The sequence below is a fragment of the Flavobacterium sp. 140616W15 genome (genome assembly GCF_003668995.1).
GTDB lineage: Bacteria > Bacteroidota > Bacteroidia > Flavobacteriales > Flavobacteriaceae > Flavobacterium.
The window spans coordinates 4,158,367-4,173,895 of the sequence record NZ_CP033068.1 but is presented as its reverse complement, the minus strand read 5'-3'; the positions used below and the strand labels follow the sequence as shown (position 1 = coordinate 4,173,895).

Annotated in this window: 15 protein-coding genes and 1 pseudogene; 13 read left to right on the top strand and 3 right to left on the bottom strand. The window is 32.6% G+C overall.

Annotated features, from left to right (window positions below; genetic code table 11):
- The first annotated feature begins 2 nt into the window (after positions 1–2).
- The 3 genes and pseudogenes from rnc to pyk all read left to right on the top strand — a co-directional run bounded on the left by rnc (position 3) and on the right by pyk (position 2,781).
- Positions 3–743: a ribonuclease III gene (rnc, locus tag EAG11_RS18245; protein ID WP_129540433.1), complete on the top strand. Its 741-nt coding sequence runs from the start codon at positions 3–5 to the stop codon at positions 741–743.
- Between the two features lie 114 nt (positions 744–857).
- Positions 858–1,345, top strand: a pseudogene (locus EAG11_RS18240) (IPExxxVDY family protein).
- Between the two features lie 5 nt (positions 1,346–1,350).
- Entirely contained in the window at positions 1,351–2,781 is a 1,431-nt protein-coding gene (gene pyk / locus EAG11_RS18235; protein WP_129540432.1) for a pyruvate kinase, read from the top strand.
- A gap of 70 nt (positions 2,782–2,851) precedes the next feature.
- On the opposite strand, the gene EAG11_RS18230 is transcribed toward pyk, so the two are convergent.
- Both EAG11_RS18230 and EAG11_RS18225 read right to left on the bottom strand, forming a co-directional pair.
- The gene (locus tag EAG11_RS18230) at positions 2,852–3,310 is read right to left on the bottom strand and encodes an OsmC family protein (RefSeq protein WP_129540431.1); all 459 of its coding nucleotides are present in this window, start codon (positions 3,308–3,310) and stop codon (positions 2,852–2,854) included.
- 60 nt (positions 3,311–3,370) lie between these two features.
- Positions 3,371–4,348, bottom strand: a complete 978-nt coding sequence (locus tag EAG11_RS18225) for a GntR family transcriptional regulator (protein ID WP_371414608.1) — start codon at positions 4,346–4,348, stop codon at positions 3,371–3,373.
- 101 nt (positions 4,349–4,449) lie between these two features.
- Between EAG11_RS18225 and EAG11_RS18220 the strand changes: the two genes are divergently transcribed.
- Complete coding sequence (locus EAG11_RS18220; protein WP_129540430.1) at positions 4,450–5,502, top strand: aldose epimerase family protein; 1,053 nt, start codon at positions 4,450–4,452, stop codon at positions 5,500–5,502.
- Between the two features lie 62 nt (positions 5,503–5,564).
- The gene (locus EAG11_RS18215) at positions 5,565–7,250 is read left to right on the top strand and encodes a sodium/sugar symporter (RefSeq protein WP_129540429.1); all 1,686 of its coding nucleotides are present in this window, start codon (positions 5,565–5,567) and stop codon (positions 7,248–7,250) included.
- Between the two features lie 66 nt (positions 7,251–7,316).
- Here EAG11_RS18215 and EAG11_RS18210 read toward each other — a convergent pair whose 3' ends face one another.
- Positions 7,317–8,570: an NAD(P)/FAD-dependent oxidoreductase gene (locus tag EAG11_RS18210; protein ID WP_129540428.1), complete on the bottom strand. Its 1,254-nt coding sequence runs from the start codon at positions 8,568–8,570 to the stop codon at positions 7,317–7,319.
- A gap of 101 nt (positions 8,571–8,671) precedes the next feature.
- On the opposite strand from EAG11_RS18210, the gene hutH reads away from it, so the two are divergent.
- From hutH to EAG11_RS18170, 8 genes are all read left to right on the top strand, one after another.
- Positions 8,672–10,192 (top strand): histidine ammonia-lyase, encoded by a 1,521-nt coding sequence (gene hutH / locus EAG11_RS18205; protein WP_129540427.1) that lies wholly within the window; start codon positions 8,672–8,674, stop codon positions 10,190–10,192.
- Positions 10,193–10,230: 38 nt separating this feature from the next.
- On the top strand, positions 10,231–11,466 hold the full coding sequence (locus tag EAG11_RS18200; protein WP_129540426.1) for a WG repeat-containing protein: 1,236 nt from the start codon (positions 10,231–10,233) through the stop codon (positions 11,464–11,466).
- Positions 11,467–11,502: 36 nt separating this feature from the next.
- Positions 11,503–12,234 carry a 3-oxoacyl-ACP reductase FabG gene (fabG, locus tag EAG11_RS18195; protein WP_129540425.1) on the top strand — a complete coding sequence of 244 codons (732 nt, stop codon included), beginning with the start codon at positions 11,503–11,505 and terminating at the stop codon, positions 12,232–12,234.
- A gap of 20 nt (positions 12,235–12,254) precedes the next feature.
- Positions 12,255–13,490 (top strand): beta-ketoacyl synthase, encoded by a 1,236-nt coding sequence (locus tag EAG11_RS18190; RefSeq protein WP_129540424.1) that lies wholly within the window; start codon positions 12,255–12,257, stop codon positions 13,488–13,490.
- The gene (locus EAG11_RS18185; RefSeq protein ID WP_129540423.1) at positions 13,483–13,737 is read left to right on the top strand and encodes an acyl carrier protein; all 255 of its coding nucleotides are present in this window, start codon (positions 13,483–13,485) and stop codon (positions 13,735–13,737) included. The genes EAG11_RS18190 and EAG11_RS18185 overlap by 8 nt, the downstream gene beginning before the upstream one ends.
- Positions 13,737–14,624 (top strand): lipid A biosynthesis acyltransferase, encoded by an 888-nt coding sequence (locus EAG11_RS18180; protein ID WP_129540422.1) that lies wholly within the window; start codon positions 13,737–13,739, stop codon positions 14,622–14,624. Before EAG11_RS18185 ends, EAG11_RS18180 begins: the two co-directional genes overlap by 1 nt.
- 66 nt (positions 14,625–14,690) lie before the next feature.
- Positions 14,691–15,119, top strand: a complete 429-nt coding sequence (locus tag EAG11_RS18175) for a hypothetical protein (RefSeq protein ID WP_255673251.1) — start codon at positions 14,691–14,693, stop codon at positions 15,117–15,119.
- 66 nt (positions 15,120–15,185) lie between these two features.
- Positions 15,186–15,491 carry a hypothetical protein gene (locus tag EAG11_RS18170; RefSeq protein ID WP_129540420.1) on the top strand — a complete coding sequence of 102 codons (306 nt, stop codon included), beginning with the start codon at positions 15,186–15,188 and terminating at the stop codon, positions 15,489–15,491.
- Positions 15,492–15,529 lie beyond the last annotated feature (38 nt).

Below are 15,529 nucleotides of genomic sequence, written 5' to 3'. Positions count from 1 at the left end.
GTATGAGTATTTTCAAAAAAATATTTTCAAAATCCCGTTCTCAAGAAGACGGGATTTTTTTTGATTCTATTCAAAAAATACTTGGGTTTCCGCCTATTTCGATTCAGTTTTATAAGAAAGCCTTTACACATCGTTCTTCTAATAGACTGGATGAAAATGGACATCCCATTAACTATGAACGTCTAGAATTTCTAGGAGACGCAATGTTAAGTGCTGTTATTGCTGCACATTTATTCAATAAAGCTCCTGCTGGAGACGAAGGTTACTTAACCAAAATGCGTTCTAAAATCGTAAGTAGAGAGCATTTAAATGACCTTGGGAAAGATTTAAACCTTGTTCAGTTTATCGAAAGTAAAGTACCACTGCAACATTTTGGAGAAAACATTCATGGTAATATCTTCGAATCACTTATCGGAGCTATTTACTTAGACAGAGGCTATGCGTATTGTGAAAAGTTCATTCAAAATAGCGTAATTAGTCCTTATGTTGACATTACTCGACTTGAAGGTAAGGTAATAAGTTACAAAAGCTTGGTTATCGAATGGTGCCAGAAAGAAAAAAAGATATTTCATTACGATATTTTTGAAGATAATGGCATTGGTGGCGAACGCCTATTTGGTGTTAAATTAAGCATTGATGATAAAGTAGTCGCAAGAGCGCGAGCCACTTCCAAAAAGAAGGCAGAAGAAAAGGCATCGCAACGTGCTTATTTTGCTTTTCAAGAAAAAATGGACAAAAAATAAACCTGATTTTCTTAAAACTATATCGTTTTCGTTTATAAATTAACAAAAACATACCAAACTTAACTATTGAACCAGCAATAGAAATAGTATATTTACAACTTATTTTTTCAGGAAATGGCTATTCATAAATTAGAATTAGGCGAATTTGATGAAATTGATTATAATTTGATTGCCATACATACTTCTATGGAAGATTATAGATTGGCTTATTTTATCAATCAAAATTTCCCAGTTCTTTTGAGTAAAAGTAAAAATGAAATTCAAATTAATGTGAAAGAAGGTGAGACTCATTTTTCACGATTTGATTACTATGACGAAGAAAAAGAACTTTACTGGGATTTGATTCAGAATAAAAACGAAGTCATTCAAAATTCACCAAATGACAATCAGGATTTATTTTCAGACACTTCGATGGAAGTAGCCACAAAAGTATATTTACTACCTGAGTTTAAAAAGTTGATTATTTTTTAAAAATTGAAAAGAGTGAGGAAGCTTTCGATATATTAAAAATACAACAAATATTAAATGCCATTGATACTATCTCAACGGTTTATATAGTTGATACAAATAAAATAAAGTCAAAAAACAATTTAATTTTTTAATAGAAATGCTTACAAACAAAAAAACCAAAATTGTAGCCACACTTGGCCCTGCATGTGGTACTAGAGAGATCATAAAAGACATGATCGAAGCAGGTGTGAACGTATTTAGAGTTAATTTTTCGCATGCAGATTACGAAGGTGTAAAAGAGAAAATCAATATCATTAGAGGACTTAACGAAGAGTTTGGCTATACCACAGCTATCCTTGGAGATTTACAAGGTCCTAAACTTCGAGTAGGAGTAATGGAAGAAGGTGTTGTAGTAAACGATGGTGATGTAATCACTTTTACTACTGCTGAAGACATTATTGGTACTGCCAAAAAAGTTTTCATGAAGTACCAAAACTTTCCAAATGATGTAAATCCTGGAGAGCGTATTTTACTTGACGACGGAAAACTTATCTTTGAAATCCTTACAACAGATAAAAAATCTGAGGTTACTGCTGTAGTTATTCAAGGTGGTGAACTAAAATCTAAAAAAGGAGTTAATCTTCCTAATACAAAAATATCTTTACCTGCATTGACTGAGAAAGATATCGCTGATGCAATTTTTGCTATTGAACAAAAAGTAGATTGGATCGCTCTTTCATTTGTAAAAACACCACGTGATTTACAAGACTTACAAGAGTTGATTGCAAAACACTCGGATGTTAAAATTCCAATCGTTGCTAAAATCGAAATGCCTGAAGCATTAGAGAACATGGATAAAATTGTTGCTTATTGCGACGCTTTAATGGTTGCTCGTGGAGATTTAGGAGTTGAACTTCCTGCTCACGAAGTACCTTTAGTTCAAAAAGAATTAATCCGTAGAGCAAAAACAGCTCGTATTCCTGTAATTGTGGCAACACAAATGATGGAAACAATGATCACTAGCTTAACACCTACTCGTGCTGAAGTAAATGACGTTGCTAACTCTGTTATGGATGGTGCTGATGCTGTAATGCTTTCTGGCGAAACTGCTGCAGGAAATTACCCTGTTCAGGTTATCCAAAAAATGACACAAATTATCGAAGCTGTTGAAGACTCTCCGCTAATTCATGTTCCACAAAATACTCCACAAATTAAAACAAATCGTTTTATTACTAAAACAATTTGTCAGCAAGCAGCTATTATGGCTAACGTCATAAAAGCAAAAGCAATTTGTACACTTACAAACAGTGGATATACTGCTTTCCAAATTTCGGCTTGGAGACCATCTGCTCATATTCTAGTATTTACTTCTAACAAAAGAATCTTAACTCAATTAAGTCTTTTATGGGGAGTTAAATCTTATTACTATGACAAAGATGTAAGTACAGATGATACTGTGACTGATGTTAATCAAATCGTAAAAGATAAAGGATATGTTGTAAAAGGAGATTACTTAATCAACTTAGCAGCAATGCCTATTAAAGACAAAGGAATGGTTAACACCGTGAGAGTTTCTGAAATAGACTAAACTACTTCCTATTCAAAATATTAAATCCGTCTTGTATTCTTAATACTCGACGGATTTTTATTTTATAAATTTAAACCACTTCGCAAGTTGCATTATGCAAAATTGGAAAATTGCATGAATTGGCTATAAAACATAATTGGTTTGCTTTTTTATGTAACTCTAATGCAAGTTCAATTTTATCAGGATTTGCAATCGTAACTTTTGGATTCAATCGAACTTCGGTAAAACGTCCGCTTCCATCAAAATCGACTTCTAGTGTCGCCTCTGCTTTATCTGAATAAGCAAGTACCTCAACCTCATTTTGACTACAAACATAGAAGTAAGACATCATATGACACGAAACCAAGCTGCTCAATAGCATATCTTCTGGATTATATAACTTTGGATTACCTTTAAAAGCTTTTGCGGCAGAAACGCTTAAAACAGGTTTGCCTTCAATTATAATCTCATGATCCTTAGGATTTCGTTTCTCCTCATTTTCATTAGGCCCCCATTTAACCTCTGCTTTGAATAAATGCTTAAATCCCATACTATCTTTAAATTAAAAACTACAATAACAAAACTACTAATTACAATGAATTACGCATGATCAAAGAGGATTTGTTCTCGATGTTTTGTTTTTTCCTGATAAAACCATCTTTGCCATTATTTTCCCCATTTCCTCAAAATTTGTTGAAATAGTCGTTATTCCATTTTCTACTACTTTTTTTAATGGAGTTTCGTTATAGGAGATAATTCCAAAATCAACACCCAGCTTTAAATCTTGACGTTTAGATTTTTCTATAACCCGAACTAGATCTCTATCGTTTGGAATTATATATACCTCTCCTACCTTAACCTCCCTTTCTCTAAACTCAGTGATCACTTCATTTTCAAATGAAAAATCATTACAAAAATTCAAGAAACCTACTTTCATTCCAAGTGGCTCTCTAAAACCAGGGAAAATCATAATAAGCTTTTTGTATTTATCTAATTTAGGTTTTCCTTTTACTAACGCATCGTAAATATCTTTTGGAAAATTTTGACAAACAGATGGATATGCTTTTAAAGCTTCATTAGTCTGATCCAAAATATAAACTTCATTTACTGGTAGGGTATTTATGCATGAAGCGGCATCAGCTAAATCGGTTGGCATGATTATATATTTTGTGTACGCTCCATTATTGTCATTTATCAATTTCTTAAAAACCTTTGTATTAAAATAATAAAAAAAGATATCGACTTGTACCTCTTCGCCTATGCTCCTCAAGAAGGAAATGTAAATGTCTTCTTTAAAATTATTGAGTTCATCAAAAAGAAGAAAAATTCTCTCTTTAATCGTGATTTCAACACTTTTAATATAATATCCCTTTCCTGGTATGGCATAAATAATACCTCTCTTTTTTAGTTCATCATAAGCCTGCAAGACAGTATCTCTTGATAAAGTATAGGCCAAACATACTTTATTTACCGATGGCAACCTATCTCCTTTTTTTAGATTTTTCTTGTTTATACTATTCTCAATCGAAGCTATAATTTGTTTGTATTTTGGAATACCTAGATTATTTTGGATAGAAATTATATTCATAAGAGTTCGGTTTTTATGCAATATACAAAAAACTGGTAGGTGCTGGTATGAATCATGTCAATATATACATATTTTTGAATTTCATTTTTCACAAAAAAATAATGAAAATAAAACACAAATCACATTATACAGACCTAAACACAAAAGAATTCTTTGGTATTTTGCCGGACAACAATGCTATTCATTCTTATAAATTGACCAATAGAAACGGTATGCAAGCCACTATTATCGACTATGGCGCGACTGTTACATCTTTGATGATCCCTCTTGAAAATGGAGACCTTATAGATGTAGTCTTGGGTTTTGATAATTTAGAAAAATATTTAAAATCATATTCGCTCACGGACTCCCCTTATTTTGGCGCTACAATAGGCCGTTATGCTGGCAGAATAAATAACGGAATTTTTACCTTAAACGACAAAACATATCTTTTAAACAAGAACAATAATAATCATTCTATTCATGGTGGAATTGTTGGTTTTTCTGAGAAAAAATGGGAGATCAAAAATGTTACTGATGGCGAAAATCCATCAATAACAATGTCTCTTTTAAGCCCAGCCAATGAAGAAAATTACCCTGGAGATTTGTCTGTAAGTTTAACATATACGTTATCTGAAGACAACGAGTTACAGCTAGAATATAATGCTACCACAACAGCAGATACAATTATAAATTTAACAAATCATAGTTATTTTAATCTTAATGGGCATGATTCGAGTGTAACTGATCAAGAAATAATTGTAAATTCAGACAAGATATTAGAAACAACATCGGAAAACATCCCAACAGGAAATGTATTAGATCTTTTAGGCCATCCGTTTGATTTTAGAACTCCTTCAAACTGTCCCTCTACCATTGATGATTCGTTTGTTATAGAAACCAAAAATGATATCGCTGCTGCTCTTTATAGTCCGACAAACGGATTGCGCATGACGGTATATACCAATCAACCAAGTGTTCATGTATTTGTAGGTGGTAACTGTTCGAATAAAATCAGAGGAAAAGAAGACGCTATTTACCACTCTTTAAGTGGCATTTGTTTTGAAGCTCAAAATTTTCCTGATGCCCCAAATCAGAATAAATTCCCCAATTCAGTACTTAGAAAAGAAGACAAATACTACCATAAAACGATTTACAAATTTCAATCTATCTAAAACCAAATTACAATAACCACGAAATATAACTATATCAATTACCTTCCAAAATACTATTACCCATGAACCAAAACCTTGCCATTGCCGATTATATCGTTTTTATCATCTACTTTGTTGTAGTATCAACATATGGTTACACTATATATCGAAAACGCAAAAAGGATGAAAGAGATGCCAAAGCTTATTTTCTTGCTGAAGGTAATTTAACTTGGTGGGCAATTGGCGCTTCATTAATCGCTTCTAATATTTCGGCAGAACAATTTATCGGGATGAGTGGTGAAGGTTTCTTTTTAGGAATTGCTGTTGCCGCTTATGAATGGGTTGCCGCTATAACTTTAATAATTGTTGCCGTATGGTTTATTCCTGTTTATCTTAAAAACAAGATATACACTATGCCTCAATTTTTAAAGACACGTTATAATGAATCAACAGCTTTGATTATGGCCGTTTTTTGGCTGTTCTTGTATGTTTTTGTAAACCTAACTTCTATTTTATACTTAGGAGCTGTTGCAATTAATGGATTGGCTGGAGGTGAATATCTTCATGTTATTATGGTGGGATTGGCTCTTTTTGCTTTAATCATTTCGTTGGGAGGAATGAAAGTTGTTGCTTATACCGATGTTATTCAAGTAGCCGTATTAATCATAGGTGGATTAGTAACTTCTTATATCGCTTTAACGACTGTAGGGCATTATTTTGGTGTGGGACAAAATGCAATTGCAGGTTTTAAAGTTTTGATGCAAGAAGCTCCGGAGCATTTTAAAATGATTATCCCAAAACCAACCGCAACTTCATCTCAACTAGAAATAGATAAATACTTAACTTTTCCTGGTTTATTATCTTACGTTGCTGGTATCTGGATTATCAATCTTAATTATTGGGGATGCAACCAATACATTACTCAAAGAGCACTTGGTGCCGACTTACAAACTGCACGCACTGGTATTTTATTTGCTGGTTTCTTAAAGTTATTAATGCCTGTGATTGTTATGCTACCAGGTATTGCAGCTTATGTTTTATATCAAAATGGTCATTTACCTCAACTTGTTGGAGGAAAAGATGGCGCTTACTCTGCTGTATTAACTTTTTTACCAACTGGATTAAAAGGACTTTCGGTCGCTGCCTTAACTGCAGCAATCGTAGCCTCATTAGCGGGTAAAGTAAATAGTATCTCTACTATTTACACACTAGACATTCATAAAAAATACATCCAAAAAGAAGCTGGTGAAAAACAACAAGTAAATATTGGTCGAATTGCTGTTTTTGCCGCAATGCTTCTGGCTGTTTTATTTACTTGGAATGATATTCTAGGAATTGGTGGTGTTGGTGGATTTACATACATCCAAAAATATACTGGCTTTATAAGCCCCGGAGTTTTTGCTATGTTTATTCTTGGTATGTTCTGGAAAAGAACTACTGGAACTGCAGCTATTGTAGGTGTGATTTTAGGATTCGTATTGTCTGTTTTATTTAATGAATATGCCCCAATGATTTTTGGGAATGATACTTTATTATACACTGCTTATCCAAACGGGAAAGGAGCATATGAAATTCCGTTCCATATTTGCATGGGATTGTCTTTCTTCTTTACTACACTGGCTATGATTCTTGTAAGTTTTGCAGGTCCAAAAGTAAATCCGAAGGCTTTTGAATTAGACACCACAATGTTTAAATTAAAACCACAAACCACCGTATTGATTGTAATAACTTTATTGATAATTGCCTCTTTATATGTTAAGTTCTGGTAAGAATTAAAGTAGTACTCAATAGATAAAAGCATCAAATAAAATTCAAATAGAAAACCCTAGTATAAACTAGGGTTTTCTTATTTCTTGCATTCCCATATTTAAAAGGTAAGCCATGTTTTTAATTACATTATCATGTTTTTTAACAAATGGATTTTCTTCATCCCAAACATATCCAGCAAGAACGGCACAAATTTTTCGTTTCACATCTGGATTCTCTGGTTGATGAAAAAATAAAGTTTGTAAATTTCCCGTATACCATTCTTTTACATAAGTTGTAAAAACATTAATTCCACGCTTCATATAATCGGTAAATTCTGTTTCCCAATCTACAACAATACCTTGCGATTGTTTCAAATACAGTTTTGCAGCAAGCATACCCGATTCTGTTGCAAAAGCAACTCCCGATGAAAATACTGGATCCAAAAATTCAGTACTATTCCCAGTTAATGCAAATCCGTCTCCATACATTTTCTTTACTGAACGTGAATAATTTTCTAACTTTATAGGTTCAAACAAAAACTCGGTTCCTCCAAATCTTTTAATATAATAATCCGAAAGTTGAATCGCATTTTTTAAAGCTTCACTATTATTTTTATTTTCAGAAAGTGAATTAATAAAATCTGTAGGCCCAACAACTCCTAAACTTGTGTTTCCGTTAGAAAAAGGAATTACCCATAACCAAACTTCGGTTTCAAGAACATCAAATGAAATTAATGTCCCTTCTTCTCCTTCTGGTCTGTTACTATCTTTTACATGTGTAAAAATAGAAGAATGCGGATCTAATGCTGATGGCTTGTCTAAATCTAAAAGTCTAGGTAAAACTCTACCATAACCACTCGAATCTATAATAAATTTGGCATGAATCTCTTTTAAATTTCCATCCTTATCCTTTACAATTGTTTTTGAATTACTTCCTTCAAAAGAAACTTCAATCACTTCTGACTCAAATTCTAGATCAATTCCTTTTCGTATTAATTCCTGAGCCATTGTATTGTCAAAATCAGCTCTGGGCACTTGCCAGGTCCAATCCCAGCCTTCAGAAAATTTATCAGAAAAATCAAAAACACAAATTTCATTTCCTCTAATAAATCGTGCACCTAGCTTCTTCTCAAAATTCATAGCATTTAGACTATCGAATAATTCAGCCTCAGCAAAGTGGTCCATAACTCTTGGTATCAAACTCTCACCAACAACAATTCTAGGAAATTTTGTCTTTTCAACGACCTTTATTTTGCAATTATTTTTATGCAAATAAGCAGCCGATACACATCCAGATGGCCCCGCACCTATTACTAAAACATCAACAAACTCCTTTAACATATTCGAATTGCTATTAATTATTAACTTACATTTGCCATCATCAAAATAACTACATTTATTTTAATAAATAAAATTAATTTAGCATAATCAAAAAGGGTTAAATGAATACAATTGGCGAATATTTAAGTTTAAAAGAATTTGAATCTATAATCTTTAGTAATGCTAAAATTGACATCAGTAAAATTGTCTTAGACCGCGTAAATGAAAGCTTTGACTTCTTGAAAGAGTTCTCGAAAAATAAAATTATTTATGGCGTAAATACTGGTTTTGGACCAATGGCACAATATCGTATCAAAGACGAGGACCAAATTCAACTACAATATAATCTAATAAGAAGCCACTCTTCAGGAACTGGCAAACCTTTAAATCCTCTTTTTGTAAAAGCAGCAATTCTAGCACGATTAAATACACTTTCTTTAGGGAATTCTGGCGTACATCCGTCGGTAATTCATTTAATGAAAGAATTTATAAATAGAGATATTACTCCGTTAATTTTTGAACATGGAGGAGTTGGAGCAAGTGGCGATTTAGTTCAACTATCTCATTTGGCGCTAACCCTAATTGGTGAAGGAGAAGTTTTTTACAAAGGCGAAAGAAAAACTACAAAAGAGGTTTTCGAAATTGAAAATCTATCGCCAATTCAAGTAGAAATAAGAGAAGGTCTTGCTCTTATAAACGGAACCTCAGTAATGACTGGAATAGGGGTTGTAAATGTACATCATGCCAACAAATTACTAGATTGGTCTTTGAAATTCTCCTGCACAATAAATGAACTTGTACAAGCTTATGATGATCATTTTTCAGAAGAATTAAATCAAACAAAACGTCACAAAGGACAACGAGAAGTAGCTGCAAGAATGAGACAAAATCTCTCAGACAGCACTTTAATTCGCAAAAGAGAAGATCATTTATATACAGGTGAAAACACCCAAGAAATATTTAAAGAAAAAGTACAGGAATATTACTCTTTAAGATGTGTACCGCAAATTCTAGGTCCAATCTTGGAGACCATCAACAATGTAAGTTCAATTCTAGAAGACGAATTTAACTCGGCAAATGACAATCCCATTATAGATGTAAAAAATAAGCATGTATATCATGGCGGTAATTTTCATGGTGATTATATTTCACTAGAAATGGACAAACTAAAAATTGTAGTAACTAAGCTTACTATGCTTGCTGAACGCCAATTGAATTATTTATTAAATTCAAAAATTAATGAAATCCTTCCTCCATTTGTTAATCTTGGAACTTTAGGATTTAATTTTGGAATGCAGGGAGTTCAGTTTACAGCAACCTCAACGACAGCTGAAAGCCAAATGTTGTCTAACCCAATGTATGTACACAGTATCCCAAACAATAACGACAATCAAGATATTGTAAGCATGGGAACAAATGCTGCCGTAATTACTGCCAAAGTGATCGAAAACTCTTTTGAAGTTTTAGCAATTGAACTGATTACCATTGTTCAAGCAATTGATTACTTAGAACAAAAAGATCAAATTTCGTCTGCTTCTAAAAAAATATATGACGATATTAGAGCAATTATTCCTAAATTTAAAGAAGATCAGGTTATGTATCCTTTTGTTCAAAAAGTAAAAGACTACCTCATAAATAATTAATATTTTATTTCATATTATTAATCTTGAATCTTAACATCATGAAAAAAACACTTATTTTTTTATTACTATGCAGTATTCAATTTGTTAATAGTCAAGAACTGGCATTAATTAAAAAAAACGGAAAATATGGATATCTTACCAAAGAAGGAACCTTCCGTATTGAACCTCAATATAAAAATGCTAAAAGCTTTTTTGATGGTTTAGCTGCTGTAGAAGAAAATGGAAAGTGGGGATTTATTGATACTAAAGGGGCTTGGGCAATCCCTGCAACTTTTGATAATGTAAAAGATTTCAATAGTGGTATATCTATTGTATATAAAGATAAAAAATGGGTTTACATCAATACCAAAGGAGAAGTTCAAATCGCACCTCCTACAGACAAGTTATATGATTTTGGAGATGGTGTCGCTTTTATAAAGCAAGGAAACAAGATCGGATTAATCAATTCGAAAATGGCAATTGTTTTAGAACCAAAATATGATGTTATCAAACCATTTGAAAACGGTTTTGCAAGAGTTCAAAACAATAAAAATTGGGGAATCATAAATACTGATGGAAAAGAAATCATAGAACCTGCATATTCAGAAATAGGTAATTATTACAGAAACACAGCCTGGGCCAAAAAAGACAAAGTTTTAGGATTAGTAACTGCTGGAAAATTTATTCCTGTAGAAGGCGCTGATAGAATTTGGGATTTTGAAACTCAAGATTTAACATATGCCAGAAAAGATGGAAAAGTTGGATTCATTGACTTAAAAGGGAACTGGGCAATTCTTCCTATATACGATAAGGCTAAAGCTTTTTCTAAAAATTTAGCTCCAGTTTGTATCGGATTTAAATGGGGCTACATTAACCCTAAAGCAGAATTTATTATTCCGCCAACGTATAGCGATGCAGAAGTTTTTAGTACAAACGGATTAGCCCCTGTGAAAGAAAAGAACTGGGGGTTTATTAATGAAACAGGGAAATTAGTAATCCCAACTCAATACGGTATAACTGCAAACGCATTCATCGTTGCTTTATTTACTCAACAAGACAAAGGATTCATAAATGGCTTAGCTAGAGTGAAAAATGAAGGCAAATGGGGATTTCTAAAACCTGACGGAACTGTATTAGGCAATCAATGGTTCGAGAACGCCGAATTGTTTTCGCAGACAAAAGAAAAAAATACGACAAGCGAAATCGCTACTGATAAGCAGAAAACAGAAACTAAACCAACTGCAAAACCAATAACAAAACCGACAACAAAGTCAGTAAATAAAAAAAAGCGATAATATATTGACCTATAAAAAAATAAAATTTACATATTTATGAAATGCGCATTAGTAACTGGTGGTTCACGAGGAATTGGGAGTGCTATTTGTAAAAAATTAGCTGTAGATACAGAGTACCACATTCTGATTAATTATCATTCAAATAAAATTGCCGCTGAACAAACACTTGAAGAAGTCTTAAAATTAGGCGCAACTGCCGAGATTATACAATTTGATGTTTCAAATTTTGAAGAAGTACAACGTGTTTTAACCAAATGGCAGGATGCAAATCCTGAAGCAATTGTTGAGGCAATTGTAAACAATGCCGGAATTACAAAAGACGGCTTGTTTATGTGGATGTCACATGAAGACTGGAATGGTGTTATGAACACAAGTGTAGGTGGTTTTTTTAATGTCACACAATTTTTTATTCAAAAAATGCTCCGTAATAAATACGGACGTATTGTAAATATGGTTTCAGTTTCAGGAGTAAAAGGCACTCCGGGACAAACCAATTATTCTGCTGCAAAAGGCGCAATTGTAGCTGCTACTAAAGCATTGGCACAAGAAGTTGCCAAAAGAAACATTACCGTAAATGCAGTAGCACCAGGATTTATAAGAACTGACATGACAAGCCAGCTGGACGAAAAAGAATTATTGAAATTGATTCCTGTTAATCGTTTTGGAGAAGCTGAAGAAGTTGCAAATTTGGTAAGCTTTTTGATTTCGAATAAATCAAGTTATATAACTGGTGAAGTTATAAACATAAACGGTGGTATATATTCTTAAAAAATCACTATAAAAAGAAGATGAATAGGAGAGTTGTAATTACAGGAATGGGAATTTACTCATGTATCGGAACTTCATTAAATGAAGTAAAAGAATCCCTGTATAATGGAAAATCAGGGATACAATTTGATGCAGAAAGAAAAGAATTTGGTTTTCAATCGGCATTAACTGGTATGGTTCCGAGACCAGATTTAAAAAATTTATTGACCCGAAGACAACGTATGAGTATTGGTGAAGAAACCGAATATGCTTATATGGCTACTATTGAAGCATTAAAAAATGCTGGAATTGACGATTCTTTTTTCGACGATAACGAAGTTGGTATTATGTATGGTAATGATAGCGTTTCAAAAGCCGTTATTGATGCAACCGACATTGTTAGAGAAAAAAAGGACACTGCCCTAATTGGTTCAGGAGCAATTTTTAAGTCCATGAATTCAACTGTTACAATGAACCTTTCGACAATATTTAAGTTAAGAGGAATTAATTTAACTATAAGTGCCGCTTGCGCAAGTGGTTCACACGCTATAGGTCTTGCTTATTTTTTAATAAAAAGCGGATTTCAGGATATCATAATTTGTGGTGGTGCACAAGAAATCAACAAATATGCCATGAGCAGTTTTGATGGCTTAGGTGTATTTTCTACTGGAGATGTTGACCCTACCAAAGCTTCAAGACCTTTTGATTCTGGTCGAGATGGTTTAGTTCCTAGTGGTGGAGGCGCAACTCTAATTCTAGAAAGTTATGAATCGGCCATAAAACGTGGAGCGACTATAATTGCTGAAGTTGGCGGTTATGGATTTTCATCAAATGGAGGTCATATTTCGACTCCAAATGTCGAAGGACCATCTATAGCAATGCAAAGAGCACTCGATGACGCAAAATTAAATGCCTCAGATATTGACTACATAAATGCACATGCCACTTCTACTCCTGTTGGAGATGAAAATGAAGCTAAAGCTATCTTCGAAATCTTTGGAAAAAGCAACCCCTATGTAAGTTCTACAAAATCAATGACAGGGCATGAATGCTGGATGGCAGGCGCTAGTGAAGTTATCTACTCTATCCTAATGATGCAAAATGACTTTATAGCTCCAAACATCAATTTAGAAACTCCTGACGAAGCAGCCACTAAATTAAATTTAGTCAAAACTACCTTAAATAAAAAAATTGATATATTTTTGTCCAATTCCTTCGGATTTGGAGGAACCAATTCTGCACTGGTAGTTAAAAAGTTTAAATTAAATAATGAATAAGCAAGAGATAATAGAAAAAATTAATGTTTTTTTGGTTGATGAATTTGAAGTTGATAATGATGATATTGAACCAAATGCTAATTTAAAAGATACTTTAGGACTAGATAGTTTAGACTATGTAGATTTAGTAGTATCTGTAGAGTCAAATTTTGGCGTAAAATTAGTTGAAGTTGATTTTGTTGGTATTGCTACTTTTCAAAACTTTTATGACCTTATCGAAACCAAACTAAAAGCTAAAACTGCTTAATGAGTGAATGGGATGGCAAATCAAAAGGAACAGTTTTAGGCTATAGAATATTCGTTTTTTTAATACAAAAAGCGGGTGTTAAATCTGCCTATTTCCTTTTATACTTTGTTGCTTCTTATTATTTTCTTTTCCTCAAAAAAAGCAATCGTGCCATCTTTTACTATTTTAACCAAAGACTAGGCTATTCTTATTTTAAATCTAAAAGAATGGTTTTCAAAAGCTACTATGTTTTTGGTCAAACCATAATTGATAAAGTCTCCATTTCTGCAGGAATGAGAGAAAAGTTTACCTATGAATTTGATGGTATCGAATCGTTAAAAAAACTGATTGCCGAAAAAAAAGGCGGTATCTTAATTAGTGCTCATATTGGGAATTTTGAAATTGCGGAACATTTCTTCGAAGAAATAGACATTAATTTCCGAATCAATTTGATTACTACCGACTTGGAGCGTTCAGATATAAAAAAATATTTAGAAAGCGTTACCGAAAAACCCACTGTCAACCATATAATTATAAAAGACGACTTATCTCATATTTTTGAGATCAACGCTGCCCTTGATCGAAACGAACTCATCTGTTTTACAGGTGATCGCTACCTTGAAGGATCTAAATCTTTATCTGGTATATTATTAGGCAAAGAAGCCGATTTTCCTGCAGGACCATTTTTAATAGCTTCTCGATTAAAAGTACCTGTTGTTTTTGTTTATGCAATGAAAGAACCAAATCTGCACTATCATTTATATGCACGTGAAGCGACTGTAAAATATCGTGATGAAAAAGGATTATTAAATGCCTATATAGAAAACGTTGAATCCATCCTTCAAAAATACCCGCTTCAATGGTTTAATTATTTTGATTTTTGGAATCAATTAAAAAATAAAAGATGAATCAACTTCTTTAAATTGGACTTATACAAACGAACAAATAAAATCGAAAAATTAGTTTCCTAAATCATGACAAAACCTATTCTAGATAAAGAAGCAGTAGAAAGTTTATTACCGCAAAAATTTCCTTTTGTAATGGTAGATAAGATGTTTTCATTCAATGAAACTTCTTTAGTCGCAGGTTTAAAAATTAGAGATGAAAATATTTTTTTAGAAAATGGAGTTTTTTTAGAAGCTGGATTAATAGAACATATGGCTCAATCTGTGGCATTGCATACTGGATATGTTTTTTTCTTAAAACAAGAAAAAGCACCTATAGGCTACATTGGCTCCATCAAACAAATTAATATAAAAAAATTACCAAATAGTAACGATGAAATTCAATCGTCGATAACTATTATACAAGAATTTGCAGGGATAACTCTAGTAGATATTGTTACTACATTAAATAACGAAGAAATTGCCAATGGTCAGATGAAAACCGTTTTGGCCAAATAAGTTATTCATATCGATGCTTTAATAGAATTATTATTACTTTAGTAAAAACGGTCAATTTAAATAATAATGTCTTTAAAAAATATATTTTTTTATCTATTAATTCGAATTGGATTTTTTTTCCTAGCAATTGTAGGGATGCTTTTAATTTGGAATTATTTTTATGCTAACACTCCTGGTTATTCCCGTCACAATGGAGATCTAGGAGATTTTAGCTTATTAATTAGATTTGTTTTAATAGCTATGTCATTTGTTATAGCATTTATTCTTGAAATGATATATTTTTCCATTATAAAAAAAGTAAACCTAGCTCTTTTTTTAGTAACAGCTGCTTTCTCTTTCTTAATGTTTTATGCTTTTAATTTAAGCTATTAACTGAAAAAGTCATAAGAAAAAAGTTTTACAATTACGTA